The organism is Stenotrophomonas maltophilia (genome assembly GCF_003970865.1).
GTDB classification, from domain to species: domain Bacteria; phylum Pseudomonadota; class Gammaproteobacteria; order Xanthomonadales; family Xanthomonadaceae; genus Stenotrophomonas; species Stenotrophomonas maltophilia_AR.
The window spans coordinates 32582-56844 of sequence record NZ_RXLZ01000029.1 but is presented as its reverse complement, the minus strand read 5'-3'; the positions used below and the strand labels follow the sequence as shown (position 1 = coordinate 56844).

Here is a 24263-nt window from a genome sequence, read left to right as displayed (position 1 = left end):
ACCGTGGAGAACTCCAGGCCATGGCGACGGGCAATGGCTTTGACCGATGTGGAGGTCTTGCAGGCCTCTTTGGCGACCTGCAGTTTGAAACGCGCGTCGTATCTGTTCATGTATCCCTCGGGTTGGAACTGGTGTCCAACTCCCGGGGGTCACTTCATGGACGGGTTTACGGCGTCCCCGCGAACCCACAGTGCCCCGCCATCCCACGGAATGCCCGCTGTTGCTGTTGCTGTTGAGGTTGCCGGCCAGCGGCCGGCACTACCGCAGGTGCAGGGCTGCAAGCCCTGCCGAAACCCCTTACCCCGCCATCACCGCTTCGATCTCGTCGGCGCTGCGCGCCAGGCCTTCGGTCAGCACGCGATGGCCGTCGTCGGTGATCAGCACGTCATCCTCGGTACGGATGCCGATACCGCGCCAGCGCGGCTCCACCGTCGTGTCGTCCACGCCGATGTACAGCCCCGGCTCGATGGTGAACGCCATGCCCGGCTCCAGCAGGCGCGAATCGCCCGCCAGGCGGTAATCGCCCACGTCGTGAACATCCATGCCGATCCAGTGCCCGGTCTTGTGCCGGTAGAAGCGCTGGTACAGGCCCTCGGACAGGTTCTTTTCCAGCGTGCCCTTCAGCAGGCCCAGCCGCAGCAGGCCTTCGGTCAGGGTCTGCACCGCCGCGAGGTGGCCGGCCTCGTACGGCACGCCCGGCTTGGCCTGGGCCAACGCAGCGGCCTGCGCATCGCCGACCAGGTCGTGCAGTGCACGCTGCTCGGCGCTGAAGCGACCATTCACCGGGAACGTGCGGGTGATGTCGCTGGCGTAGCCACGGTACTCGGCACCGGCGTCGATCAGCACCAGCTCACCATCACGCGAACGCGCGTTGTTGTCGCGGTAATGCAGGATGCAACCGTTGCGGCCGGCACCCACAATGCTGCAATAGGCCGGCACGGCATCGTTGGCGCGGAACACGCGTTCCAGCTCAGCCTGCAGTTCGTATTCGTGGATCCCGGCCTTTGCCGCCTTCATCGCGGCCAGATGCGCACGCACGCTGATCTGCGCGGCGTGGTGCATCAACGCCACTTCGGCACCGGACTTGAACAGGCGCTGCTCGTGCAGCAGGTGGCCCAACTCCAGGAACTCATGCGGCGGCTGCGCGCCGTGGCGCACCTGCGAACGCACGCGGTTGACCCAGCCGATCAGCTTCAGGTCGAAGTCGGCGTCGCGGCCGAAGTGGTAGTAGACGCGCGAACGGCCTTCCAGCAGGCCCGGCAGGATGTCGTCCAGATCATCGATCGGATACGCATCGTCCATGCCGAACTGCGCTACCGCACCTTCCTGGCCGGCACGGCTGCCGTCCCAGGCCTCGCGTTCGGCATCACGCTCGCGGCAGAACAGGATGGCCTCGCCGTGGCGGCGGCCCGGGATCAGCACCAGCACCGCTTCCGGCTCCGGGAAGCCGCTCAGGTACTGGAAGTCCGAATCCTGCCGGAACGGGTAATGGGTATCGAGGCTGCGCACCTTCTCGGCGGCGGCGGGAAGCACCAGGATCGCGTCTTCGCCGGCCATGTCCATCAGCTGGCGGCGGCGACGCTTGTATTCGCCGGCCGCGATGCCGGTGCGCTGCTTGATGTCCATCAGTTCAGGCGCTGCCGATGGCGCGAGGCCAGCACCACGTCACCGTGCAGCAGCAGTACCGCCACGCGGATGAATTCCTCGATCTCCGACAGGGCTTCGTCGTCATCGTCACCACCAGCCTCGAAATCCTCGCTGGAGGCACGCGCCAGGCTGGCCATGTCGGTCAGCGCTTCTTCGCCCTCTTCGGACAGGGTCGGGCGGCGGCCGCCGCTGCCCAGGCCGAAGCCGCCCAGGAAGGAACGGGTCCAGCTGAACATGGCATCGGCCTGCGCGGACACGTCGTCGCCGTCGGTCAGCAGCAGTTCGAAGGCGAAGTCACGGTCTTCCAGCTGCTTGATGGTGACCTGCAGCAGCTGCGCCAGCACGCTGTCGGCGGCCACCGGCGGCAGGTTGTCGTCGGCCAGTACGCGCGCCGGCCAGTCGTTGCCAGGGGCGCCGCCGGCGGCCAGCCAGCCACACAGCGCGCCGTGCAGCTCGGCAGCGGTGGCGCCCAGGCCCAGTTCCTGGCTGGCGCGGGTAACGTCGTCGACGGAGGGAAGTTCGGTCATCGTGCGGCTCGTTCGGAAAGGAAACCCGGGGCGCGCACGCGCGCGCCCGTGAGACCCCGTAGTGTAGCAACCCGACGGCATCCTCTCCGCAGCCGTCCAGCCTTGCTGCGACAACGCTTGACCGCCCTTACCCGGCTTGCCTATCGTGCCCGTATGGAACCCGCTGATCCCCTTGCCCAGCTGCAGGACTTCGCCGCCCGCGTGGAAGCGTTGCTTGAACGCAACCAGCGCCTGGCCGAGGAGAACCGCAGCCTGCGCCACCAGCAGGAACAGCTGGTGGCCGAGCGCTCGACGCTGCTGGCCAAGAATGAGCAGGCACGTTCGCGGGTGGAAGCAATGATCAGCCGGCTCAAATCCCTGGAGCAGCACACATGAGCGCCGAACCGGTCAGTGTCCGCATCCTCGATCGTGAATACACCGTCGGCGTCGGCGGCGATGAACGCGACAGCCTGATGGCCGCCGCGCGCCTGCTGGATGCGCGCATGCGCGAGATCCGCGGCAGCAACCGCATGGCCGCGGTCGACCGCGTCGCCGTGCTGGCCGCGTTGAACCTGGCCCACGAACTGCAGCTGCTGCGCGACGAAAACGCCCGCCAGGCGGTGGCCCTGCAGCAGACCCTGGCCGACCTGAACCGGCGCTTGGACCGTGCCATCGACGGCGGCGCCTGAAGATCGTGCAAAACGCGTCTTCTCATATCTGAATTGGCACGGACTGTTGCCGACGAACGGCCTATCCAGATCCGGCGTGCTGGCTATAATGGCCACGCGTTCTCTGCGGTACTCGACGGCATGTGCAAACATTCGCCTTGTCCCTTAAGAACGACACCGGGAGCGCGACAGCGCCGGGAGTGCAGGTCCGCCTTGTAGCGGGAAGCCCGATGGTTCTCCAGCGTTCCCACTTGAGCCCCCGGGTTCAAGGTCGTTTCGCATGCATCGACATTGCGGAGAATGCAATATTCCAGCAAGGGCGGCGTCTTCGGGCGTCGCCCTTGTTCTTTCCGGCACAATGACGGCTGATCCTTGCCGCACGCTGCCATGACCGACCCGCGCCAGGCCCTGCGCCACGACCTGCGGCAACGCCGCCGCGACCTTTCCGCCGCTGAGCGCATCGCCGCCGCCGAATCCCTCGCCGATGCCCTGCTGGCCCTGCCGTTCGCCCCGCGCGAAGGCGCCGTGGCCGGCTACTGGGCGCTGGATGGCGAAATCGCCCTGCACCGCTGGCAGCTGCAGCTGCCCGCAGGACTCACCTACTGCCTTCCGGTGCTGGCCGGCGACGTGCTGCGCTTCGCACCGTGGCGGCCCGGGCAGCCGCTGACCAGCAACCGCTACGGCATTCCCGAGCCGGACGTGGCGGTGGAAGACACGCTGGAACCGGCGCAGATGGCGCTGGTGGTGACCCCGCTGGTGGGTTTCGACACGCAGTGCCGGCGGCTGGGCATGGGGGGCGGCTGGTATGATCGCAGCTTCGCCTTCCGCCATGATCGGCCGGCGCCGCCCTGGCTGGTCGGTGCTGCGTTCGCGGTGCAGCAGGTCGAGTCCTTGCCGGTGGCGTCGTGGGACGTGCCGGTGGATGCGATCTGCACCGAAGACGGCACCCTGTTCCCCTCCGCTGCCCCCGTGAACGCATGACTGCCCGCAAGCGCTACTGGCTGATGAAGTCCGAACCGGACGCCTTCTCCATCGATGACCTCGCCAAGGTCAAGGTCGAACCCTGGAACGGGGTGCGCAACTACCAGGCGCGCAACTTCATGCGCGATGGCATGCAGGTCGGCGACGGCATCCTGTTCTACCACTCCAATACCAAGGTGCCGGGCATCGTCGGCCTGGCCACGGTGGCCAGCACGGCCTACCCGGACGACACCCAGTTCGACCCGACATCCGACTACCACGACCCCAAGAGCACGCGCGAGAACCCGCGCTGGATGCTGGTGGACGTGGGCTTCGACCGCAAGCTCAAGCAGGTGATCGCGCTGGACGAGATCAAGCTGCATGCCGAAGCGCTCGGTGAAGGCTTCCCGCTGGTTGCCAAGGGCAACCGCCTGTCGGTGTTCCCGGTGACGGCCGCGCAGTGGAAGCTGCTGCTGTCGCTGGAAAAGAAATCCTGATTCCCTGCCTGAGAGTTCTCCCATGTCCGAAGCCAAGCGCCTGGCCGCCGAGAAAGCCATCGAGTACGTAGAAGACGGCATGATCGTCGGTGTCGGCACCGGTTCCACCGTGGCCTATTTCATCGATGCCCTGGCCCGCATCCAGCATCGCATCAAGGGCGCCGTGTCCAGCTCCGAGCAGAGCACCGCGCGCCTGAAGCAGCACGGCATCGAGGTGATCGAGCTGAACCACAGCGGCAACCTGTCGCTGTACGTGGACGGCGCCGATGAGTGCGACGCCAACAAGTGCCTGATCAAGGGCGGCGGCGCCGCGCTGACCCGCGAGAAGATCATCGCCGAGGCCAGCGAGCGCTTCATCTGCATCGTCGACCCGAGCAAGCAGGTGCCGGTGCTGGGCAAGTTCCCGCTGCCGGTGGAAGTGATCCCGATGGCGCGCAGCCTGATCGCCCGCCAGATCCGCGACATGACCGGCGGCCAGCCGACCTGGCGTGAAGGCGTGGTCACCGACAACGGCAACCAGATCCTGGACATCCACAACCTGCAGATCACCGATCCGGAAAAGCTGGAGCGCGAGCTCAACCAGCTCCCGGGCGTGGTCTGCGTCGGCCTGTTCGCGCGCCGCCGCGCCGATGTGGTGATCATCGGTGGCGAGCCGCCGGTCGTGCTCTGACCCTTTCGAAGGATCCTGACGATGTCGCTGTTGCGTTCGCTGCTGATGCTTCCGCTGCTGGCCCTGGCCGGCTGTGCCACCGACGCGGCCCGCCATTGGGTCGAGCTGGATGGCGCCCGCTACCAGGTGGAGCTGGCCACCAACGATGAAACCCGCGCGCGCGGGTTGATGTTCCGCGACCAGATGGCCGCCGACCACGGCATGCTGTTCATCCACGACCGCGAGGAAATGCAGGCGTACTGGATGAAGAACACCAAGCTTGCACTGGACATCCTGTACTTCGACAACCAGCGCAAGCTGGTCAGCCAGCAGCGCGATGTGCCGCCGTGCTCGGCCGGCGACATGTGCCCGCCCTACCCCAGCGGTGGCCCGGCGCGCTATGTGCTGGAACTCAACGCCGGCCAGGCCGAGAAGCTGCAGTTGAAGGACGGCACGCAGCTGACCTTCGGCCCGGGCATCGAGTAGATCCACGCCATGCGTGGATGGGGAGGTAGGTGCCGACCTTGGTCGGCACAGGCCCTCTCCGGTCGATCAGGCCAGGGTGTGGACCAAGGTGCACACCCACCTGAAGCAGATCTACACCGAACACGACTTTTTCACGCCACAGCGCTTGAAACCGCCTGCGAATGACGCCAGTCTGTGGTCATGCAGGACCGGATCTCTCTCCCCGACTGGGATGCACTGGCCGACCTCGAAGACGAGGCGCTGCCACTGTTGCCGACCGCGCTGCTGATCGCGCGCGATGAATACCCCGACCTGCAGCCGTCCACCTACGACGCGTTGATCCAGAGCCATGTCGACCACCTCCGCTCGGAAGTGGACAGCATCGACAACAGCCCCTTGAAGATGGCGGCGATCAACCGCCACCTGTTCGATGAGCTGGGCTACAGCGGCGACCACGACGAGTACTACGACCCGCGCAACAGCTACCTCAACCAGGTGTTCGAGCGCCGCCTGGGCAACCCGATCTCGCTGGCGCTGGTGCAGATGGAAGTCGCGCGCCGGCTGGGCATTCCGCTCGATGGCGTGTCCTTCCCCGGCCACTTCCTGGTGCGCCTGCCGGTGGACGACGGCGTGCTGGTGATGGATCCGTTCAATGGCGGCCGCCCGCTGGATGTGGACGAACTGCGCGAGCGGGCCAAGTCACATCTTGGCGGGCAGATGCCCGACGACCAGGTGCTGGCGCAGATCCTCGACCCGGCGCCGGCACGCGCGATCCTGATGCGCATGCTGCGCAACCTGCATGGTGTCTACGCCGAAGCCGGCGAGTGGGACCGCGCCGCACGCAGTGCCGACCGCCTGCTGAAGCTGGCCCCGGAGCAGGACGACGCGCTGCGCGACCGCGGCCTGGCCTACCTGCAGCTGGAGTATCTGGCCGGTGCCCGCCATGACCTGGGGCAGTACCTGAAGCGCAATCCCGAGGCCAGCGATGCGCAGTGGCTGCGCGAGAAGCTGATCGACCTCGGCGGGCCGGTGCCGCGGCTGCATTGAGGGCGTCGGTGTGTGGACCAACGGTCCACACCCACCCCAACGGTCCGCACCCACAGGAGGGCCTGCAGGCCCCACCAGTCAATCGACCTCGACCATCTCGAAATCGGCCTTGGTCACCCCGCAGTCCGGGCAGGTCCAGGTCTCGGGAATGTCTTCCCAGCGCGTCCCCGGCGCGATGCCCTCCTCCGGCAAGCCTTCCGCTTCGCTGTAAAGGAAGCCGCAGACCACGCACATCCAGGTGCGCAAGGTGGTGGGGGTGGCATCGCTCATCGGATAATCAGGGCTGGATTCACGGGCCGCCATTGTCCCATCGCGGTCCACTCACCGGTAGCCATCGATGACTTCTGCTTCCCCGGCGCCCCGCGGCGTCTACCTGATCACCCCGGACGAGCCCGATACCGCGCGCCTGCTGGCCCGTACCGCGCCGCTACTGGCCGCCGGCGCCACTTGGCTGCAGTACCGCAACAAGACCGCCAGCGACGCGCTGCGGCGCGAGCAGGCCACCGCCCTGCGGGCACTGTGTGCAGAACACGGCGTGCCGCTGATCGTCAACGACGACCCGGCACTGGCCAAGGCCGTGGGCGCGGCCGGCGTGCATCTGGGCGGCACCGACGGGGACATCCCCAGCGCGCGCGCCCTGCTCGGTGCCGAGGCCATCATCGGCGCCTCCTGCTACGACCAGCTGGCCAATGCCGAGAAGGCCGTGGCGGCCGGCGCCAGCTATGTGGCCTTCGGTGCGTTCTTCCCGACCACCACCAAGATCACCAGCAGCCGCGCCCATACCGACCTGCTGCGGCAAAGCGCCGCACTGGGCGTGCCGCGGGTGGCGATCGGCGGCCTGACGCCGGACAATGTCGGTCCCATCATCGACGCCGGCGCCGATCTGGTCGCCGTGGTCAGCAGCGTGTTCGCCGCCGAAGACCCGGTCGCGACCCAGCGCGCCTACCTCGCCCAGTTCGCGTAATGCCCAGGAAATCCGCATGAACCACGACCAGTCCCACGCCCTGTTCTCCCGCGCCCAGCAGCTGCTGCCGGGCGGCGTCAATTCGCCGGTGCGCGCGTTCAAGTCGGTCGGCGGCGAGCCGTTCTTCGTCGAACGCGCCGACGGCGCCTACCTGTACGACGTCGACGGCAACCGCTACATCGACTATGTCGGTTCCTGGGGCCCGATGATCGTCGGCCACAACCACACGGCCGTGCGCCAGGCGGTGAAGAAGGCCATCGACAACGGCCTGTCGTTCGGCGCGCCGTGCGCGGCCGAAGTGACCATGGCCGAGACCATTACCCGCCTGGTGCCATCGTGCGAGATGGTGCGCATGGTCAACTCCGGTACCGAAGCTACGCTGTCGGCGATCCGCCTGGCGCGTGGCGCCACCGGCCGCAACCGCATCGTGAAGTTCGAAGGCTGCTACCACGGCCACGGCGACTCGTTCCTGGTCAAGGCCGGCAGCGGCATGCTGACCCTGGGCGTGCCGACTTCGCCGGGTGTCCCGGCCGGGCTGAGCGAACTGACCCTGACCCTGCCCTACAACGACTTCGAGGCCGCCACTGCGCTGTTCGAGGAACAGGGTGACGACATCGCCGGCCTGATCATCGAACCGGTGGTCGGCAACGCCAACTGCATCCCGCCGCGCGAGGGTTACCTGCAGCACCTGCGCGAACTGTGCACGAAGCACGGCGCGCTGCTGATCTTCGACGAAGTGATGACCGGCTTCCGCGTTGCCCTCGGCGGTGCGCAGGCGCACTACGGCATCACCCCGGACCTGACCACCTTCGGCAAGATCATCGGCGGTGGCATGCCGGTGGGTGCCTACGGTGGTCGCCGCGAGCTGATGCAGCAGATCGCACCGGCCGGCCCGATCTACCAGGCCGGCACGCTGAGTGGCAATCCGGTGGCAATGGCCGCCGGCCTGGCGATGCTGGAACTGATCCAGCAGCCAGGTTTCCATGCCGACCTCGCCGAGCGCACCGCGCGCCTGTGTGCCGGCCTGGAAGCGGCCGCCTCCGAAGCCGGCGTGGCCGTGACCACCACCTGCGTGGGTGCGATGTTCGGGCTGTTCTTCACCAGTGAGAAGGTGGAGACCTATGCGCAGGCCACCGCCTGTGACATTCCGGCGTTCAACCGTTTCTTCCACGCAATGCTGGACCAGGGCGTGTTCCTGGCACCGTCGGCGTACGAGGCCGGCTTCCTGTCCAGCGCGCACAACGATGCCGTGATCGAGGCGACGCTGGCAGCTGCACGCGTGGCGTTCAAGGCCGCCAAGGGCTGAGGCCTGCTCATGGTGGGTGCCAACCTTGGTTGGCACTGCCTTGCACCGTATCCACGCATGGCGTGGATCTACTGCCGCGGCCCATCCACGCATGGCGTGGATCTACTGGTAGAGCCACGCCATGCGTGGCTGCACTCACCCGAAGACGAACTTGCCCTTCATCATCGCGAAGTGGCCGGGGAACGAGCAGAAGAAGGTGTAGTCACCGCCCTTCTGCAGGCCCTGGGTGGAGAAGCGCACTCGCGTGGTCTCGCCGCCGCCGATCACCTTGGTGTGCGCCAGCACGCGCTTGTCGGCCTTCGGCAGGTAGCTGTCGGCCAGGGTCATGCGCATGCCCGCCATCGCCACCGGCTGGTAGTCGGCGGTGCGGGTCAGCACCCAATTGTGGCCCATCGCGGTAGTGGCCAGCTTGCCGGTGTGGCGCAGGGTCAGGTCCACGGCGGTGCAGTCGGCGGCAACCTTGATCTCGCGGCTGCTGAAGCTCATCTGGTCGGTGCTGTCGATGCTCACCGCACAGACCCGCGCCATCGCCGACGGCGCCAGCATCAGCGCGCCCAGTCCCACTGCCACCATCCAAGCCTTCATCGTTGCATCTCCTGCGGATTCAAGCGCCATTCTAGGCAGCCCCCTGTGGCCGCGTCTGCGACCGTCTGTCGCATGGCTGCTCCAGGGTTTCCCGAGAGTTCACTGCAATGGCATGCTCGGCCGATGCGGATCGATCTGTTGCTGCTGGATGTGGATGGCGTGCTGGTGCAGTACCAGCGCGCGCAGCGCGTGCTGCACCTGGCCCAGGCACTGCAGGTTCCGACGCAGGCCGTACAGGCCGCGCTGTATGACAGCGGACTGGAAGCGGCGCATGACAATGGCACGCTGGATGGCCCGGCCTACCTGGCGCAGCTGGGGGAGCTTCTGGGCACGACTGTCGATGTGGCTACTTGGACCGCGGCGCGGCGGGCCGCCAGCCATCCGCAGGCTGCGGTGTTGCAGCGACTGCAGGCCCTGCAGTTACCGATGGCAGTGCTGACCAACAACGGCGCGCTGATGCAGCAGGCCTTGCCCAACCTGCTGCCGGAACTGTTCCCGGCCCTGCGGGAGCGCGTGTTCTGCAGCGCGGATTTCGGCCTGCGCAAGCCGGTGCCGGAAGTCTTCCTGCGCACGCTGGAAGCGCTGGGCGTGGCGCCTGCGCGAACGTTGTTCGTCGATGACCTGTTTGCCAATGTGCGCGGCGCACGCGCCGCCGGCCTGCACGCGGAAACCGTGCGCGATGGCCGGGGATTGGGCAAGGTGTTGAAGCGTTACGCGGTGAGCTGATCGGGGTCAGAGCCCTCTCCGCGGGAGAGGGATCCGACCCCAGCACCATGGCGTCAGCGCGCTGCGATGAACGCAGCAATCGCTGCGCGCAGGCGCTTCAGGCCTTCGGCCACTTCTTCGTCAGTGATGTTCAGCGACGGCACGAAGCGCAGCACGTCCGGGCCGGCCTGCAGGGTCAGCAGGCCCTGCCCGGCGGCGTGGTCGAGGATCGCACCGGCCTGGCCGGCGAAGTCCTTGCTCAACACCGCGCCCAACATCAGGCCACGACCACGCACGTCGCTGAACACACCAAACTCGTCGTTGATGCGGGCGAAGCCATCACGCAGCGCCTTCGACTGGCGGCTGACATTGGCGGCGATCTCCGCCGAGGCCAGCTTGCGCAGTGCCACGCGGGCCACCGCAGCCGCCAGCGGGTTGCCACCGAAGGTGGTGCCGTGCGCACCGAACTGCATGGTTTCGGCCACCTTCGGGCCAGCCAGCATCGCGCCGATCGGGAAGCCGCCACCAAGTGCTTTGGCCAGGGTGACCATGTCCGGCACCACGTCGTCCTGCCAGTGCGCGAACAGCGTGCCGGTGCGGCCCATGCCGGCCTGGATCTCGTCCAGCACCAGCAGTGCGTTGTGCTGGTCGCACAGTTCGCGCACGCGCTTGAGGAAACCGGACTTGGCCGGCATCACGCCGCCCTCGCCCTGGATCGGCTCGAGCATCACCGCCGCCACGTCACCGGCGGCCATCGCGGTTTCCAGTTGCACTTCGTCGTTGAAATCGATGTAGCGGAAGCCCCCCGGCAGCGGCTCGTAGCCTTCCTGGTACTTCGGCTGGGCGGTAGCGGTCACCGCGCCCATGGTGCGACCGTGGAAGCTGCCACGGAAGGTGATGATCACCCGCTTGTCGGCCGGGCGGCCCTGGCTGGAGGCCCACTTGCGGACCATCTTGATCGCCACTTCGTTGGCTTCGGCGCCGGAGTTGCACAGGAACACGCGCTCGGCGAAGCGACTGGCCTTCACCAGTTCCTCGGCCAGGTGCAGCGGCGGTGCGCTGTAGAACACGTTGCTGGTGTGCCAGAGCTTGCCGGCCTGTTCGACCAGCGCGGCGACCAGGTCCGGGTCGTTGTGGCCCAGGCCGCACACGGCGATGCCGGCGGCCAGGTCGATGAACTCACGGCCCTGGCTGTCCCACACGCGGGCGCCCTGGCCTCGTTCCAGTACCACCTGGCGGGGCTTGTAGACCGGCAGGTAATAGTGCGAAAGGGAGATCAGCGGATCGGTAGCGGCGGTCATGGCAGTCGGCAGGGTTCAGGAATCCCCATTCTCGCGCCGGAACCCCTGCGGCACAATGCGCCCATGCGACCGTTTTCCGCCCCCCAGCTGAACCCCGCCACCGAGACCGGCTGGCGCCGTCGGTGGTTCGACATCATCTACCGCCATGACACCCGGCCTTCGCGCAATTTCGACCTGATCCTGGTGGTGGCGATCGTCGCCAGCATCCTGGTGGTGATGATCGACAGCGTGCAGCACCTGCATGCCGAATGGTCCACCGGCCTGTACATCCTGGAATGGGGCTTCACGATCATCTTCACCGCCGAGTACCTGCTGCGGCTGGCGGTGGTCAAGCGCCCCCTGCGTTACGCGGTGAGTATCTGGGGCATCATCGACCTGCTGTCGATCCTGCCCGCCTACCTGTCGATGTTCATCCCCGGCGCGCAGAGCCTGCTGGTGGTGCGCGCGCTGCGCATCCTGCGCGTATTCCGCATCCTCAAGCTGACCCGCTACATCGAGGAAAGCGGCGTCCTGATGACGTCACTGTGGCGCAGCCGGCGCAAGGTGCTGGTGTTCCTGTTCACGGTGATCACCATCACCATCATCGCCGGTGCGCTGATGTACGTGATCGAGGGCCCCGAACACGGCTTCACCAATATCCCGGCCAGCATGTACTGGGCGGTGGTGACCATGGCCACGGTCGGCTTCGGTGACATCGTGCCGCAGACCGTGCTCGGCCGCTTCGTCACGTCGGTGCTGATCCTGATCGGCTACAGCATCATCGCCGTGCCCACCGGCATCTACACCGCCGAACTGGCCAGCACCATGCGTGAAGCCGAGCAGGCCGCACGCCGCGATGCGCGTGGCTGCCCGGACTGTGGGCTGGAAGGCCATGAACCGGATGCACTGCACTGCCGCAAGTGCGGTGGCAAGCTGCCGGATGCGTTCAACCATTGAGGCTCATGCCGGCCAGTGGCCGGCACTACCCCTCTGCGGTTACGCATGGATGCGTGTGCCGTTGCTCACCGCATGCGGTTGCTGGTGGTCACCAGATCGTTGTACGCGGCGAGGATCGTAGACTGCGCCCCTTCCGGGTCGGTGGTGAGCCAACTGCCCGACGCCTTCCGCTCTGCCGCCAGCGCCTCGGCGGTGATCGGCTTGTGCTGCTCCAGGCGCTCGACGCCGCGTCCCGCGGTACGCACCAGCTTGTCCGCCGAACGCTGCACGTGGCCCCACATCGGGTCGCCCTTGCCGACACCGCCGTTCTGGATTTCCGTCACCAGTGCCTGATAGTCAGCCAGCTGCACGCGCAGCGCCGCAACGTCCGGCGCGTCGTCCTGGAACGCCGTGGCCAGTTGCTTGCCATCGCCCAGCAGGCGAAGGTGGTAGTAGGCCAGCGAGCGCCCTTCGCTCTCCTCGATCTGCTTCAGCTGCGCGGCACGGCGATCGTTCTCGTTCTTTTCCAGCGCCTCATCCATCGCTTCGCTGGCCTTGAAGAAATCAGCATAGGCCTGCATCAGCGGGGCATGCTGGCTGCGCATCCCGTCACCGCCATCACGACGATAGTCCTCGCGGGTGAAGTAACCATCGGCGCGCTCGACCAGGGTGTTCAATGCCTGGAAGGCCTGCTGATAGTCACGCGCGGGGCCATCCATCGGCAGTGCCGGGGTCTTCGCCAGCGCGTCGGTCAGTGGCTGGCCGCAGTACTCGACGCGGTGCGACAGCACCTTTCCAGGCGAACGCGGCTGCGCTTCCTTGCCGGTCGGGCCGGCTTCGGGGTCCTTCATCCAGCCGGTGTAGGCCTGGAAGCCCTCGTGGATGGGCTGTTCAACGCCGTTGTAGCACTCGATGTAGGCGTTCACCTTCTCCAGGCTGGGGTCGGCCACCGATAGCCCTGCCGATTTGCTGCAGCCGCTCAGGCCAGCCACAGCGCCGATCAGCAGCAGCGGCGCGATACGCAGACAGGACGTCGTCATGATCTCTCGCATGGGTGCTGGCACGCCGGTCACTGGCGGTTGCTCTGGAAAACGAGCGTGTTGTATTCCTGCATCAGCTTGCTGGCCGAACCGCGCGGCGCCATCGAGGGCGAATCAAGCATGCGTCGTTCGAAATCGGTGTAGGGCTTTTTCTCGCTGACGCGCTGCAGCCGCTCCTTGCCTTCGCGCCGGAAATTCTCGGCCCCACGTTCGAAGCCTTCCCAGTCCGACTTGCCCGGTTCCTGGTCGGCAACCTTGGCGTGCGCTTCATCGGAAATGCGGTTGAAGGCATCCAGGCGTTCGCGGGCCTTGGCCTGATCGAAATCGTCCTCGCTCATCAGATCCATGATGGCCTTGGCTTCCAGCATCATCGCCAGACGGTAGTACTCGCGCGTGCGCCCCTCGGCCTGTTCCAGCGCCTTGAGCTGCTCGCGCTGGGCAGCGTCGTTCTGGCGCTCCAGCTCGGCATTGAACGTTTCGCTGGCAGCCACGAAATCCTTGAAGGCGGCCATCAAGGGCGCGTGCAGCTGCTTGCCCTTGGCAAACTGATCGTCCTCGTAGTCCTGGCGATCGTAGTAGTCGTGCGCGTCCTTGCTGACCGGCACCAGCGCCTTCAGCGCCTGCTGGTAGTGGCCTGCAGCAGCATCGAGATCGGCCAGCGCCGGCTTGGCAGCGATCGCCTCGGTCACTGGGGCGTCGCACTGCTTCATGTCGTAGTTGCTGATCTCGAACGGTCCGTACACGTGCGTCTCGCGCCCGCTCGGACCGGCGTCGACATCCTTGATCCAGCGCGTGTAGGACTGGATGCTGCCGTGGGTTTTCGAATCCAGCGCGTTGAAGCAGCCGATGTAGGCGTTGAGCTTGGCGGTCAACTGCTGCTGTGTGTCGGACGGCGCCGCGCTGGCGTCCGGCGTGCCGGAGGCAGCGGCGTCGCCCGCAGCGGCGGGTGCCTTGCCACCGCAGGCGGTCAGGATCAACGACAGCGAAGCGGCCAACGCCGCCACGGAAAGAGTGCGTGACATGAGTTCACATCCCTGTTGAAAACGATTACAGCCGCGCATTCTAGCGCAGCAGGCCGAGGGTCGCAGCCCTCGGCCTCTTCCGGCGACGCGCGATCAATCCAGGAACAGATCCGGCAACAACGGACGCGACGGATCCACCGCGTAGCCCGAAAGATCGGTGATACCGGCCTGCGCCAGCACTTCATCGTCGATCAGGAACTGGCCGTGGAAGCCTGCCGCTTCGCGCACCAGCACCGCATGCGCGGCATCGGCCATGATCTGCGGCGTGCGGCAGCCGGCCGCATCCACGCCCGGAATCATGTTGATCGCATCGGTGGCGATGACCGTACGCGGCCACAGCGCATTCACTGCTACGCCCTGCGGACCGAATTCCGCAGCCAGGCCCAGGGTGACGAAGCTCATGCCCATCTTCGCCAGCGTGTAGCCGGTGTGCGGTGCCCACCACTTCGGCTCCAGGCTCGGCGGCGGCGCCAGGGTCAGGATGTGCGGGTTCGGCGCCTGCAGCAGGTACGGCAGGCAGGCCTGCGCGCACAGGAAGCTGCCGCGCGAATTGACCTGCTGCATCAGGTCGAAACGCTTCATCGGCGTATCCAGCGTGCCGCGCAACCAGATCGCGCTGGCGTTGTTGATCAGGATGTCGATGCCACCGAAGGTATCGACCGTGGCCGCCACCGCCGCCTGCACCTGCTCTTCCTCGCGGATGTCGCACTTCAGGGCCAGGCCCTGGCCGCCCGCGGCTGTTACCGCTTCGGCTGCGGTATGGATGGTGCCCGGCAGCTTCGGATTCGGCACCGACGACTTGGCCGCAATGGCCACATTGGCGCCGTCGCGCGCAGCGCGCAGTGCGATGGCCAGGCCGATGCCACGCGAGGCACCGGTGATGAAAAGGGTTTTGCCCTGCAGACTGCCCACGTTCCACACTCCAGCGTATGCAATGAGCCGCTAGTATGCCGCGCCGACGCGGAGTTCACCCGCCCTTGACGATACTCGGGCCTCCAGACAACGCACGAGGTCCACGCCATGCGCCGTTCCCGCCTGTTGCTGCCTGCCCTGGGGCTTGTCCTGCTGACCGCCTGCCAGGGCCGTTCGCCGGAACCCGGAAAGGAGCCGCCCGCCGGTGACGCGCCCAGTGCGGAGAAGGCCGCCGCCGACGGCAAGATGCGCTGGAGCGAGGCGGTGGTCTGGGATGGCGACCTCAACGCCTGCCGCCAGGGGGAGAATGCGGCCACCCGGGATTGCCTTCGCGACGCGATGCGCGCCGGCGGCGCCAGTGCCGAGGCCATCACTGCCGCCGAGCAGTTGTCCACCGGCGGCGAGCTGGCCTATGTGACCGCATGGCACGAGAACGAAGGACTGGGCATTGCCACGGTCGAGTATCCGTTCCGCGCCAACACCAATGAGGGCACCCGCCTGGTCGATGCCAGCGGCAAGCGCATCGATGTGGATGCCGTGCAGTTGGACGACACCCTGCGTGCCGACCCCACTGTGCAGGAGCTGCTGAAGGCCAACCCGCAAGCCACGCCGTTCGCACCGGCGCAGTCGGCCGGCGCCTCGCCGTTGGAGAACGGCGGCATCCGCCTGCTGTACCGCACACCGCTGCGCGACTGCCACGCCTGCCCGGATGTGGGGCAGTTGCAGATCGCCTACGACTTCGACGCCAAGCGCAACTTCATTGGCCAGCAGGTGGTGCCGGCGACGCCGTAAGGCGTTGAGCGTCGCGATGCTGTGGTCGCCGGGCCATGCCCGGCGACATCGACCGAGCGGACCATGGATATTGGCTTTCCCCTGACCAAAAGCCGAACGACGACCAGAGCGGCAGTGCCTCGTATTTCGCGACGGAGAGAATCAAAGGGATCGTCGATAGAATGATTCAGTCGCCAACCGGCTTTCAATTACCGATCTAACATAGGTAGCCCGCGCCTTGCCGGACTGTGAGTACTCGGCAAAAATCGCCATTGCCTCGGACCTCATCTCGGCACCACCGGTGGCCGTAAATACGAAAAATGAGGGCTCAAGATAACCAACAGTCTCTCGCATGAATCGCCTGCACTCATCAAGCGGAAAATCTATGGCGTAATCCGCCCAATCGATGTAGCGCCTCCAGAAAGCAGAAACCCCCCATTTCCCGCGTTTCTCATCAACAAAGAGCTTCAGCTCAGAGAGCATATTGGCGCATGCATCTACAGTTTCGTCATCCAAATCCAGGAAAGCGACGCGACCGGGATCAACCGCCTGCCAACAAAAAACCATAAAGTCTGCAACAAAGCCCTCTTCACAACCTTCGAAGAAATTGCTCTTATACCAAGCAATAGTTTTCGCCACATCAGCCAATTCATCAGAATCAATCATCATCTCACCTTTCCGGCGACATTAACGCCTGCATTGACTATCTCACCGTTCCGCACATGAACCCAAACCTGCGCCCCTCCTCTCATCGTCTGAGTGTACGTACTGACGCCGACCGAGGCTGCAACTTGCGTCATTAGCCGCGCGACAACGGCATCCACCCTTAGGTTCGCTGGGTTTGAGCTAACACGCTGAAAAAGGCCAACAAATCTCATCTGTGAAGCACAGTGTGCCGGGGTTTACATGTCCCGTGACGCTTCTAAATACATGCCCTGTTCGTACCGCAAAGTTGAATCGAGCAAGCATTGGAATTGCAACAGGAGCAGAAGCCAGCCCTCCACCACCTCGCGAGTACATTGCAGGTATCGCGATATCATGGAAGAGGGCGCCGATATCAAAGATGTTTCCATTCTTTGTCAGATCTCCCGACAAGCCAAGACGCGATTTCATCTCCTGCCAGCTGGAATTTGATTCTCCTCCAGATGCTACGCCCGGAGATGAACCTGAGGATGGCGCCCTCGGAATCGGCGATTCAGATGATGCAGGCCCAGTGACCGTCGTACTCCCACCTGTACTCTTACATGTACCATCGCTATTCGTGATTCAAGACCCAGTACAGCGACCATCTGGATCAAAGAAAGTATAGGGATTCAACGCCGAATACATGTATCGGTTAAACAGCGCCCCGTTGTTCAAGCCCACGTCGACCGGATCTGTCGATAGGAATATCCCGATCAACGGATCATAGTACCGCTGCTGCATGTACGTCAGCCCTGTCGCCGAGTCCGACACATGCCCTGTGAACCCCGGAAGGTCTCCCTTCGCGTCACCTACGACCGCACCATAGGGCTCGTACACAGTGCGCTCGATGATCGCGCCGCTCGCATCGGAAATGGCAACTGGGGAGCCCAGCGCATCGGTATGCACGTACTGGATGATTTCCTGCGCAGCGACTTGTCCGCTCAGGATCAGGCCAAGCCACATAAAACACGAAGCAAATATCTTCATTCCATTGCGCCTCATCACCGCGGCACCCCGCCGCCGTCTTCATCCAGATCGCCCAGGTCGTAGATGGGCTGTGCGTACGGCGGGTCAGACCACGCAGAACATCCACTCGCGTTGCAGGCCCGCACGACATGCGAAGGCGCGCAATAGGCTGATGAGGAGACGTTGGACGACACTTCGGTCGCGGGACCGTCGTACTGCTTCATACCGCCAGGCACTTGCAACTGATAGCTGGCTGCGCCCGCGCTGGCGGTCCATGTAACCTCACAACGCTGTTGTCGTAGACGCTTGAGTCGCCACGTGGTCTGCAGCGAGTGGGTAATCTTCGGGGTCGCCGGCGGCGGTGTGGAGTTGATGCTGGCAACCGCAGAGTACCCGCTGCAACCCGAGACATTGCAGGCCTTGACCCTGTAGCCGTAGACCCCATAGCCAAGACCGCTGCGATTCGACTGTGTCGATCCATCGTTCTGGACCAGTGACCAAGCGCCACTGTTGATACGCTCTTCAAGCATGTAGTTGATTGCCATGGAAACAGCACTCCAACTCACCACGGCAGTACCTGATGCCGTCGCTGCTGGCGCGCTGATCACGGGAGAGGCCGGCGGTCGGATTACAGAAACGACAGCGGAAGCCGAGTAGACGCCCCAGCCAGCATCGTTGCCCGCGCGAACCCGATATCCATAGCTTCCGGTCCCCTTGCCACTGAACGCCTGGCTTGTACTGCTGACCGAAGCCACGGCTTTCCATGCGCTGCCATTGACGTTCTCCTCAAGCGAATAGCGGGCTGCGCCTGCAACGCTGCCCCATGAAATCGTGTAGCTGCCATTGAGGCTTTGTGCCGGAACAGTGATTGATGTAGCCGCAGCGGGTGGATAGATCACCGTGGTCGAAGCGATGGCTGATTCAGGACCGCATCCAGCCGGATTGCAACCATAGACGCGGTAACCATAACTGCCGGCCGCCTTACCTGAAACTGCACGGTTACGTACAGCGCTTTCCTGCACACTCTGCCAAGCCCCCGAACCAACGCGCTCCTGCAAGCGATAGGTGGCGGCGCCGGCCACCTCCGTCCAACTCACCACATAGCTCCCGTTGAAGGCAGTTGCCGGCACCGAGGCCACGGCCTTTCCCGTGGGAGCACGCTGCACCACCACGCTGGCCGTAGCAGACCAGCCACTGCAACTGTTCTGCTGACAGGCCCTAACGGCGTAGCCAAAGGTCCCCTCTGCTTTCGCCGATACATTCCAACTGCGGTCCACACCGGTGTAGGCAGTAGCCCAAGCCCCCGAACCGCCCTGTTCACGCAGTTCATAGCGCGTAGCATAGGATACCGCTGTCCATTGCAATGCATAGGTACCATTGCTGCTGAAGACGGGTGCGGTCAGCACCGGTGTAGTCGGCGCCACAATCTGGATAGCCTGAGCAATCAAGCTGCCGTTGAGGTGAATGTACTCGGTATTGCGGCCTTCCCTGGCATTCTCCTGGCGACGCAACACGCCATCATTGCCATACAACGAACGGATGTTCGAGTTTTCACCAAGCCCCGTGGATAGAATGCGTCGACCGTGAGCGTCGTAGCGATAGCGCTCGGCACTGGCCACGGTTCGCAGACGATTGCCGAAGTCGAAGCTGTAGGCTACGCCGCTACGATTGGACAGATTGCCTTGCACGTCGTAGCTCAGGCCAAGTGTGGTTGCACCTCCACTATTCTGTACATTGGTCAATCGATTCTTGGCGTCATACCAGTAGACATGGTCCTTGACGCCAGCCAACTTGGCCGAGCGCAGATTATCCACAGCATCGTAGGTGTAGCGATAGACACCGTCGCCCCCGAAGGACGGCGACGTAACCTGGATCAATCGGTCCAGGCCATCGTATGCCATGGTCCGGGTCCGCTTGGCGTCCAGATTGTCGACAATACGAGCGACATTGCCGTTCGCGTCATACTCGTATGTGCTATCGAGGGCTCCCTTGCTGTCGGTGACGCGGGTGGGCAGCTGCCGCTGGTTCTGAGCCATCGTGTGGACGATGCCATTGCCATAGGTGAACTGCTTCATGCCGCCATTGGGATAGTAGGTGACGCTGGATGCAAAGCTACCCGCCTTGGTGGGCTGGCCAAATGCGTTGGGTGCATAGTCAACGAAGCGACCGCTCGGATAGGTAAGTGCGGACAAGGCACCATTGGTGTCGTAGGCATACCCGAGCGCCTGTATGCCAAGCGTGCTGTCACTGGATGTTTCCGCCGTCAACAGACCACGCTTGTTATACGTAAAGGTGTTGATCGACTGAGTGGCCCCACCATCGTTGATGGTGGTCACGGTCGCGGGTCTTCCGTCCTTGGTATAGATCCAGCTCTGGTTGCCATTCTTGTCAGGGAAACCCAACGTCGACAGCCGATTGCGAGCATCATACCCACGCACGACCTTACGCGCCGCCACGCTCGCCGCCCCGGAATCGCAAGCAGTGGTACTGGGTAGATCCAGGCCTGCCGCACTCCACGCGAGATTGCCTGCTGCGTCATAACCCATGACCGTCGCACCGGTTTCCGGCTCAATGCTCTTGCACAGCTGCTGATTACCGTCATACACGTAGCTGCGGACAATTTTGGTGCTGCTGTCCTGGCTGCGGCGCGCGATCGAGCGCGGCTTGCCGAAGATGTCGCGCCCGATTTCGGTAAAGGTGCCTGTAGGGTGGGTGATCGATACCGGAGCCTCTGTCGAGGGTGCACCGAAGGCCTGGAATGTGGTCACCGTGGCGTTGCCCTTCGGGTCAACCACCTTCAAACCACCACCGTTCAGATAGCTGGTCAGGGAGGTCAGAATCCCTGTCTCACCGTCTACCGAAACCGAGGTTTGCCTCCCCAGCGCATCGTAGCCCGTCCAGGTACCCGTGCTCAGTGACGCGGATCCACCAACGTGCGAAGCGAACACCTGCCTTCCCGCTTCGTCATAGGCGAACCGCTGATAGCGCTGGGTGGTGCTACGGGCGGAATCGTCATATTCCTCCGTCAGCAGCGGTCGCCAGAAGGCGTCGAAGAAGACATTGCGGCGCGAGTTCCCGGTCGCAACGACCTGTCTCCAGTGACCTGCTGCAATACCGTACTCATCACCATTGATGGGAGCAAACTGCTGCGTCGTACGCGCCCAGGCAACGCTATCACCTGCTGGCCAATCAATGGCTGCGACGCGCCCCATTGCATCGTAGCTGTACTGGGTAGCCGCACCATTTTCATCGGTGACGCTGGCGACCCAGCCGTTATCGTCCACCACCGCCGACTGTGTAGCGCCATCGGCAAACTGGATCTGCTGTGGCGTGCCGCGCTTCCAGCCGGAAAGCGTGGTGCGGTTGCCGCGACCATCGGCAACCGTGGCAATAGTTCCGTCCGCGTTGTAGGTCAGTATCTGCTTCAGAGCCCCATAGGAGCGCACTTCGGCCGGCCGCATCAGACCATCAAACGCCGTTTGTTCAACCACCACGCCAGTGTTCTCGTTGGTGATCTTCGCCGTCGCCCCCAGTATCCACCTGTTGCGGTCGTCCGCGTACTGGGTCGCGTCGGTCCTGTTTCCCAAAGGACTGGAACTGTTGACACGCAACGGGCGAGCCAGGTCGTCGAAGGACAATATGCTGGTCTGATAGTGGACGCCGTCCTGCTGAATGGCTTCGGCCACCACTGGACGCACTTGGGCTGTACTGGGCTCGTCACCGCTGTAGATGATTCCATACAGCGGAACAAACGGTTGACTCTTGGCTTCATCGCTCGACATGTAAACCGATGTCGATGTTCTGAGTGTTCTTCCGGTCGCATCAACTACGCTGCTGCCCAGCAGGCGGCCCTCATTGAGTGCGTACTGCGAGCCATAGCGATAGAGCGTGCGGGTTCCGTCAGGATTAACTACAGCAACCTGCTTTTCCTGCTTGCAGTTCGTGCACGGATAGATTGCCGGCCCTCCGGCCCCGCCCCAGAGCGCCTCGAATCCATCCCCATAGCCATATTGCCAATGGAGGGTTTTCGACAGCCCTGGCCCCCAGATCTTCTTCGAGTAAAGCGAGACAACATCGAAGAAGTAGGGCATAGCGACTTCGTAGTAGTACTGCGAGTTGGAGATTCGCCGGACACACTCGCTTGCGTGCAGACCGCTTCGGTACTGGCGCCCATTGGAGAAGCTGAACTCCCCTGTCGCACCAGAGGGATGCTGGATGGTCATGATCAGCCGGCCATCGCGCGGCGGCGGCTGTTCGAGGCAATCGGGGCGGCTGTTGCCGTCCCATGCGATATCATCGAACGCCTTCAACGCACTCGAATACGAGTAGCGCCATGCACTTCCATCCGGCAGCGCGACATGATTGAGGCGGTTCTGCCCTTCAACCTGCCCATAGGCATAAGTCCACGTGCGCCCCGCTGCCGTCACAGAGGCCAACAGCGAGCCATTATAGGAAAGTGATATCTCGCGCCCATCGCTGGACCAGATACGTACAGGATGCCCATTGCCGTTGTACTGGTACTGCACCCAGTTACCGGAACGATCCTCCACGCGGCTTGCCATCAGATACATCCGCATGCGTGCGATCTGGCTGCGGTCACCCAGACCGCCGGATTTCACCAGCGTCCCACCGTAACGACTGAACGCAGCATCGAAGAAATAGCTCACCCCTGCAGTGGTCTTGACCCGGTATCCTTCACCAGCCAGACCTGACTTCATCGGTATGCAATCGATCGCGTCCCGTTGCGACGTGGTCCACTTCCGGGCAATGCCATCACTCGGCACTGGCTGGTTCTGCCAGATTCCCAGCATCGTCCGATCGCCGCCCTCAGGCACGTGCACGACGTTTCCTTGCCAGACTTCGTTGAGGCGGAAGGTAATGGGACCGCGCGGAACCATATTTACACTACAGCGGTCATTGGCCCATGAATTGGCTCCCGGCAGCATCGCCACAATGTAGGGAACGTCCACCTCCCAACCACCAACTCCCTCGATGTTGGCGTTGAAGCTTCCAGCCCCCACCAGATCCATCTCGACGCTGAAGCGACGCCGCATCTGCACAGGCAGTGCGTTGTTGCCGGGAAGGCTGACATCGGTCACGGCAAATTCGGTCTTGCCGTTGTAGAGGCTGACACTCTCACCAAAGAGATCGTCCTTCAGCGCGGTCAGATTCTGTGCGGACTCGATGAGCTTGCGATACTCCTGATACGGCTGGACCGCCGAGACCGTTCCCGCACCCACACACAGCACCAGTATCGCAACTGCGCGGCACTGCCAAGTAGAAAATCGACTCACAGCATTCCCCTCGCGTCCGCATGCGAACCCGCGCCAGGGCGGCGCGACGACGCTTCCATGCGACTCTCTCGCTCTCGATTCTAGGTGAGTATCACGAGCAGACGAAAGATGTTCTCAGCGCCAATTATCTGGCGTCAATGCGCAATCATTGAATTGCGAACAGCATCCACGCATGGCGTGGATCTACCGGTACGCCTGCACCTGCTTTTTCAACAGATGCGGCACGATCAACCGATGCACGGGTGCAACCGGCAGCATGTACGCGCGCCCGAACGCGTTATGCGTATGCACCACCGTCGCCACTTCCAGCACATCACCCTGCCACTGCAGGGCCAGCTGCACACGCAGGTGGCGGTCGTCGTCTTCCAGCACGATGGCATCGTCATCCAGCGACTGCAGGGTGAAGATGCCCAGCCGCTGGCCGGGTTGAGGATCTTCAACAATCTGCACCGCCCGCAACGAGCCCAGGTGCTTCATGCCGAGTAGGCGCATGCCGTGGTTGCGCAGCGCCATCAGCCCATCGAGCCAGCCGGGAATGGTCGCCGCCATATCGCGATAGGCCTGCAGGGCCGAGCGCCCATCGCGACGGGTCGTCGCCTGGCAGGCGTGCACGAAGTCGGCGCCAGCCAGCTCTGGGCGCAGGACGCTACCCACGCTCGGCGGGCCGCTCACCACCTGCGTACGGCTCACGGCTTCGGCCCCTGCCCTTCGTTGTCTTCCCAATGCAGGATGCGGCGGGTGACGAAGCGGTAGACCGGCTTGCCGGTGGCGAACCACAGTTCGCGCACCCACGAGGTGCGCTTGAGCAACCGCTTCTCCACCGGCGTAAGCGATTCACGGCAGTACATGCGCTTGTGCTTGAGCAGATGGCGCAGGTCCTCGCGGGCCAGCAGGCGCATCCAGCGCGAGCGCGGGTTGCCGATCACCGCCAGCTGGAAGTCGATCAGCGCCGGTCGCCCATCTTCGGTGACCAGCCAGTTGGCTTCCTTGGCCAGATCGTTGTGAGCCACGCCGTTCCGATGCAGCTGCTGCAGCAGCCGGCGCGCGGCGCGGAACCAGGCCAGGTCGCCACGCGGTGGGCGCTGGTACATGGCGTCGCCGGCCATGAAGCTGCGGTCCAGGTGATGGCCATTCCAGGCCAGCAGCTGCGGCACATCGGCCATGCCATGGATGTGCTGCAGCGCGCGGGCTTCGCGGCGGGCCAGCCACCACGCAGGCAGCCGCAACCACAGCGGCGTGGCGCCCAGATCACGGCGCACAAAAGGACCATCGGGCCCTTTCACAAGGAGGATCCGGCCGAAGCTGTCGGCCTTCAAGGCATGCGGTGGAGCATCAGGCGTATGCGGCATGGACCCATTC

At 64.2% G+C, this 24263-nt stretch carries 26 protein-coding genes and 1 other RNA gene; 13 read left to right on the top strand and 14 right to left on the bottom strand.

Annotation, left to right across the window (positions count from 1 at the left end; genetic code table 11):
• The 3 genes from EKL94_RS11495 to EKL94_RS11485 all read right to left on the bottom strand — a co-directional run.
• Nucleotides 1–110 (bottom strand): transposase (locus EKL94_RS11495; RefSeq protein ID WP_148105805.1); only part of this gene is annotated, 110 nt, incomplete at its 3' end.
• Nucleotides 111–297: 187 nt separating this feature from the next.
• A complete protein-coding gene (locus EKL94_RS11490; RefSeq protein WP_126929208.1) occupies nucleotides 298–1620 on the bottom strand; it encodes an aminopeptidase P N-terminal domain-containing protein in 1323 nt (440 codons plus the stop codon).
• 5 nt (nucleotides 1621–1625) lie between these two features.
• Entirely contained in the window at nucleotides 1626–2174 is a 549-nt protein-coding gene (locus EKL94_RS11485) for a YecA/YgfB family protein (RefSeq protein WP_126929207.1), read from the bottom strand.
• A 153-nt stretch (nucleotides 2175–2327) separates the two neighbouring features.
• Here EKL94_RS11485 and EKL94_RS11480 point away from each other — a divergent pair, with 153 nt between their 5' ends.
• From EKL94_RS11480 to EKL94_RS11445, 8 genes are all read left to right on the top strand, one after another.
• The gene (locus EKL94_RS11480) at nucleotides 2328–2549 is read left to right on the top strand and encodes a TIGR02449 family protein (RefSeq protein WP_005410898.1); all 222 of its coding nucleotides are present in this window, start codon (nucleotides 2328–2330) and stop codon (nucleotides 2547–2549) included.
• On the top strand, nucleotides 2546–2842 hold the full coding sequence (locus EKL94_RS11475) for a cell division protein ZapA (protein WP_006467013.1): 297 nt from the start codon (nucleotides 2546–2548) through the stop codon (nucleotides 2840–2842). Before EKL94_RS11480 ends, EKL94_RS11475 begins: the two co-directional genes overlap by 4 nt.
• A 97-nt stretch (nucleotides 2843–2939) precedes the next feature.
• Nucleotides 2940–3125, top strand: a non-coding RNA gene (gene ssrS / locus EKL94_RS11470) — 6S RNA.
• Between the two features lie 83 nt (nucleotides 3126–3208).
• Nucleotides 3209–3802, top strand: coding sequence for a 5-formyltetrahydrofolate cyclo-ligase (locus tag EKL94_RS11465; RefSeq protein ID WP_126929206.1), 594 nt, complete (start codon nucleotides 3209–3211; stop codon nucleotides 3800–3802).
• On the top strand, nucleotides 3799–4278 hold the full coding sequence (locus EKL94_RS11460) for an EVE domain-containing protein (RefSeq protein WP_126929205.1): 480 nt from the start codon (nucleotides 3799–3801) through the stop codon (nucleotides 4276–4278). Before EKL94_RS11465 ends, EKL94_RS11460 begins: the two co-directional genes overlap by 4 nt.
• 22 nt (nucleotides 4279–4300) lie before the next feature.
• Complete coding sequence (gene rpiA / locus EKL94_RS11455; RefSeq protein WP_126929204.1) at nucleotides 4301–4948, top strand: ribose-5-phosphate isomerase RpiA; 648 nt, start codon at nucleotides 4301–4303, stop codon at nucleotides 4946–4948.
• Nucleotides 4949–4969: 21 nt separating this feature from the next.
• A complete protein-coding gene (locus EKL94_RS11450) occupies nucleotides 4970–5413 on the top strand; it encodes a DUF192 domain-containing protein (RefSeq protein WP_126929203.1) in 444 nt (147 codons plus the stop codon).
• Nucleotides 5414–5593: 180 nt separating this feature from the next.
• Nucleotides 5594–6439 carry a SirB1 family protein gene (locus EKL94_RS11445; protein WP_010484022.1) on the top strand — a complete coding sequence of 282 codons (846 nt, stop codon included), beginning with the start codon at nucleotides 5594–5596 and terminating at the stop codon, nucleotides 6437–6439.
• Nucleotides 6440–6517: 78 nt separating this feature from the next.
• Here the strand turns inward: EKL94_RS11445 and EKL94_RS11440 are convergent, their stop codons facing one another.
• Nucleotides 6518–6742, bottom strand: coding sequence for a rubredoxin (locus tag EKL94_RS11440; RefSeq protein ID WP_014038358.1), 225 nt, complete (start codon nucleotides 6740–6742; stop codon nucleotides 6518–6520).
• A 34-nt stretch (nucleotides 6743–6776) separates the two neighbouring features.
• Here EKL94_RS11440 and thiE point away from each other — a divergent pair, with 34 nt between their 5' ends.
• Both thiE and hemL read left to right on the top strand, forming a co-directional pair.
• Nucleotides 6777–7403 (top strand): thiamine phosphate synthase, encoded by a 627-nt coding sequence (gene thiE / locus EKL94_RS11435; protein WP_126929202.1) that lies wholly within the window; start codon nucleotides 6777–6779, stop codon nucleotides 7401–7403.
• Between the two features lie 16 nt (nucleotides 7404–7419).
• Nucleotides 7420–8709 carry a glutamate-1-semialdehyde 2,1-aminomutase gene (hemL, locus tag EKL94_RS11430; protein ID WP_126929201.1) on the top strand — a complete coding sequence of 430 codons (1290 nt, stop codon included), beginning with the start codon at nucleotides 7420–7422 and terminating at the stop codon, nucleotides 8707–8709.
• A gap of 135 nt (nucleotides 8710–8844) precedes the next feature.
• On the opposite strand, the gene azu is transcribed toward hemL, so the two are convergent.
• Nucleotides 8845–9294, bottom strand: a complete 450-nt coding sequence (gene azu / locus EKL94_RS11425; protein WP_126929200.1) for an azurin — start codon at nucleotides 9292–9294, stop codon at nucleotides 8845–8847.
• Nucleotides 9295–9417: 123 nt separating this feature from the next.
• Here azu and EKL94_RS11420 point away from each other — a divergent pair, with 123 nt between their 5' ends.
• Nucleotides 9418–10020: an HAD-IA family hydrolase gene (locus tag EKL94_RS11420; RefSeq protein ID WP_126929199.1), complete on the top strand. Its 603-nt coding sequence runs from the start codon at nucleotides 9418–9420 to the stop codon at nucleotides 10018–10020.
• Between the two features lie 53 nt (nucleotides 10021–10073).
• On the opposite strand, the gene EKL94_RS11415 is transcribed toward EKL94_RS11420, so the two are convergent.
• The gene (locus EKL94_RS11415) at nucleotides 10074–11300 is read right to left on the bottom strand and encodes an acetylornithine transaminase (protein ID WP_126929198.1); all 1227 of its coding nucleotides are present in this window, start codon (nucleotides 11298–11300) and stop codon (nucleotides 10074–10076) included.
• Between the two features lie 63 nt (nucleotides 11301–11363).
• Between EKL94_RS11415 and EKL94_RS11410 the strand changes: the two genes are divergently transcribed.
• Entirely contained in the window at nucleotides 11364–12236 is an 873-nt protein-coding gene (locus tag EKL94_RS11410; protein WP_054172451.1) for an ion transporter, read from the top strand.
• A gap of 65 nt (nucleotides 12237–12301) precedes the next feature.
• Here the strand turns inward: EKL94_RS11410 and EKL94_RS11405 are convergent, their stop codons facing one another.
• The 3 genes from EKL94_RS11405 to EKL94_RS11395 all read right to left on the bottom strand — a co-directional run bounded on the left by EKL94_RS11405 (nucleotide 12302) and on the right by EKL94_RS11395 (nucleotide 15189).
• Entirely contained in the window at nucleotides 12302–13267 is a 966-nt protein-coding gene (locus tag EKL94_RS11405) for a YiiG family protein (RefSeq protein ID WP_126929197.1), read from the bottom strand.
• A 17-nt stretch (nucleotides 13268–13284) separates the two neighbouring features.
• Complete coding sequence (locus EKL94_RS11400) at nucleotides 13285–14277, bottom strand: YiiG family protein (protein ID WP_126929196.1); 993 nt, start codon at nucleotides 14275–14277, stop codon at nucleotides 13285–13287.
• 93 nt (nucleotides 14278–14370) lie between these two features.
• Nucleotides 14371–15189 (bottom strand): SDR family oxidoreductase, encoded by an 819-nt coding sequence (locus EKL94_RS11395; RefSeq protein ID WP_071228178.1) that lies wholly within the window; start codon nucleotides 15187–15189, stop codon nucleotides 14371–14373.
• Between the two features lie 108 nt (nucleotides 15190–15297).
• Here EKL94_RS11395 and EKL94_RS11390 point away from each other — a divergent pair, with 108 nt between their 5' ends.
• Nucleotides 15298–15981, top strand: a complete 684-nt coding sequence (locus EKL94_RS11390) for a hypothetical protein (RefSeq protein ID WP_126929195.1) — start codon at nucleotides 15298–15300, stop codon at nucleotides 15979–15981.
• Nucleotides 15982–16122: 141 nt separating this feature from the next.
• Here the strand turns inward: EKL94_RS11390 and EKL94_RS11385 are convergent, their stop codons facing one another.
• The 5 genes from EKL94_RS11385 to EKL94_RS11365 all read right to left on the bottom strand — a co-directional run bounded on the left by EKL94_RS11385 (nucleotide 16123) and on the right by EKL94_RS11365 (nucleotide 24253).
• On the bottom strand, nucleotides 16123–16629 hold the full coding sequence (locus tag EKL94_RS11385) for a hypothetical protein (RefSeq protein ID WP_126929194.1): 507 nt from the start codon (nucleotides 16627–16629) through the stop codon (nucleotides 16123–16125).
• Nucleotides 16630–17226: 597 nt separating this feature from the next.
• Nucleotides 17227–17631, bottom strand: coding sequence for an RHS repeat domain-containing protein (locus tag EKL94_RS11380; RefSeq protein WP_260473418.1), 405 nt, complete (start codon nucleotides 17629–17631; stop codon nucleotides 17227–17229).
• 14 nt (nucleotides 17632–17645) lie between these two features.
• Entirely contained in the window at nucleotides 17646–22904 is a 5259-nt protein-coding gene (locus tag EKL94_RS11375; RefSeq protein ID WP_126929192.1) for an RHS repeat domain-containing protein, read from the bottom strand.
• 183 nt (nucleotides 22905–23087) lie between these two features.
• Nucleotides 23088–23594, bottom strand: a complete 507-nt coding sequence (locus EKL94_RS11370; protein ID WP_126929191.1) for a DUF2867 domain-containing protein — start codon at nucleotides 23592–23594, stop codon at nucleotides 23088–23090.
• Nucleotides 23591–24253: a serine/threonine-protein kinase gene (locus EKL94_RS11365; RefSeq protein ID WP_126929190.1), complete on the bottom strand. Its 663-nt coding sequence runs from the start codon at nucleotides 24251–24253 to the stop codon at nucleotides 23591–23593. The genes EKL94_RS11370 and EKL94_RS11365 overlap by 4 nt, the downstream gene beginning before the upstream one ends.
• Nucleotides 24254–24263 lie beyond the last annotated feature (10 nt).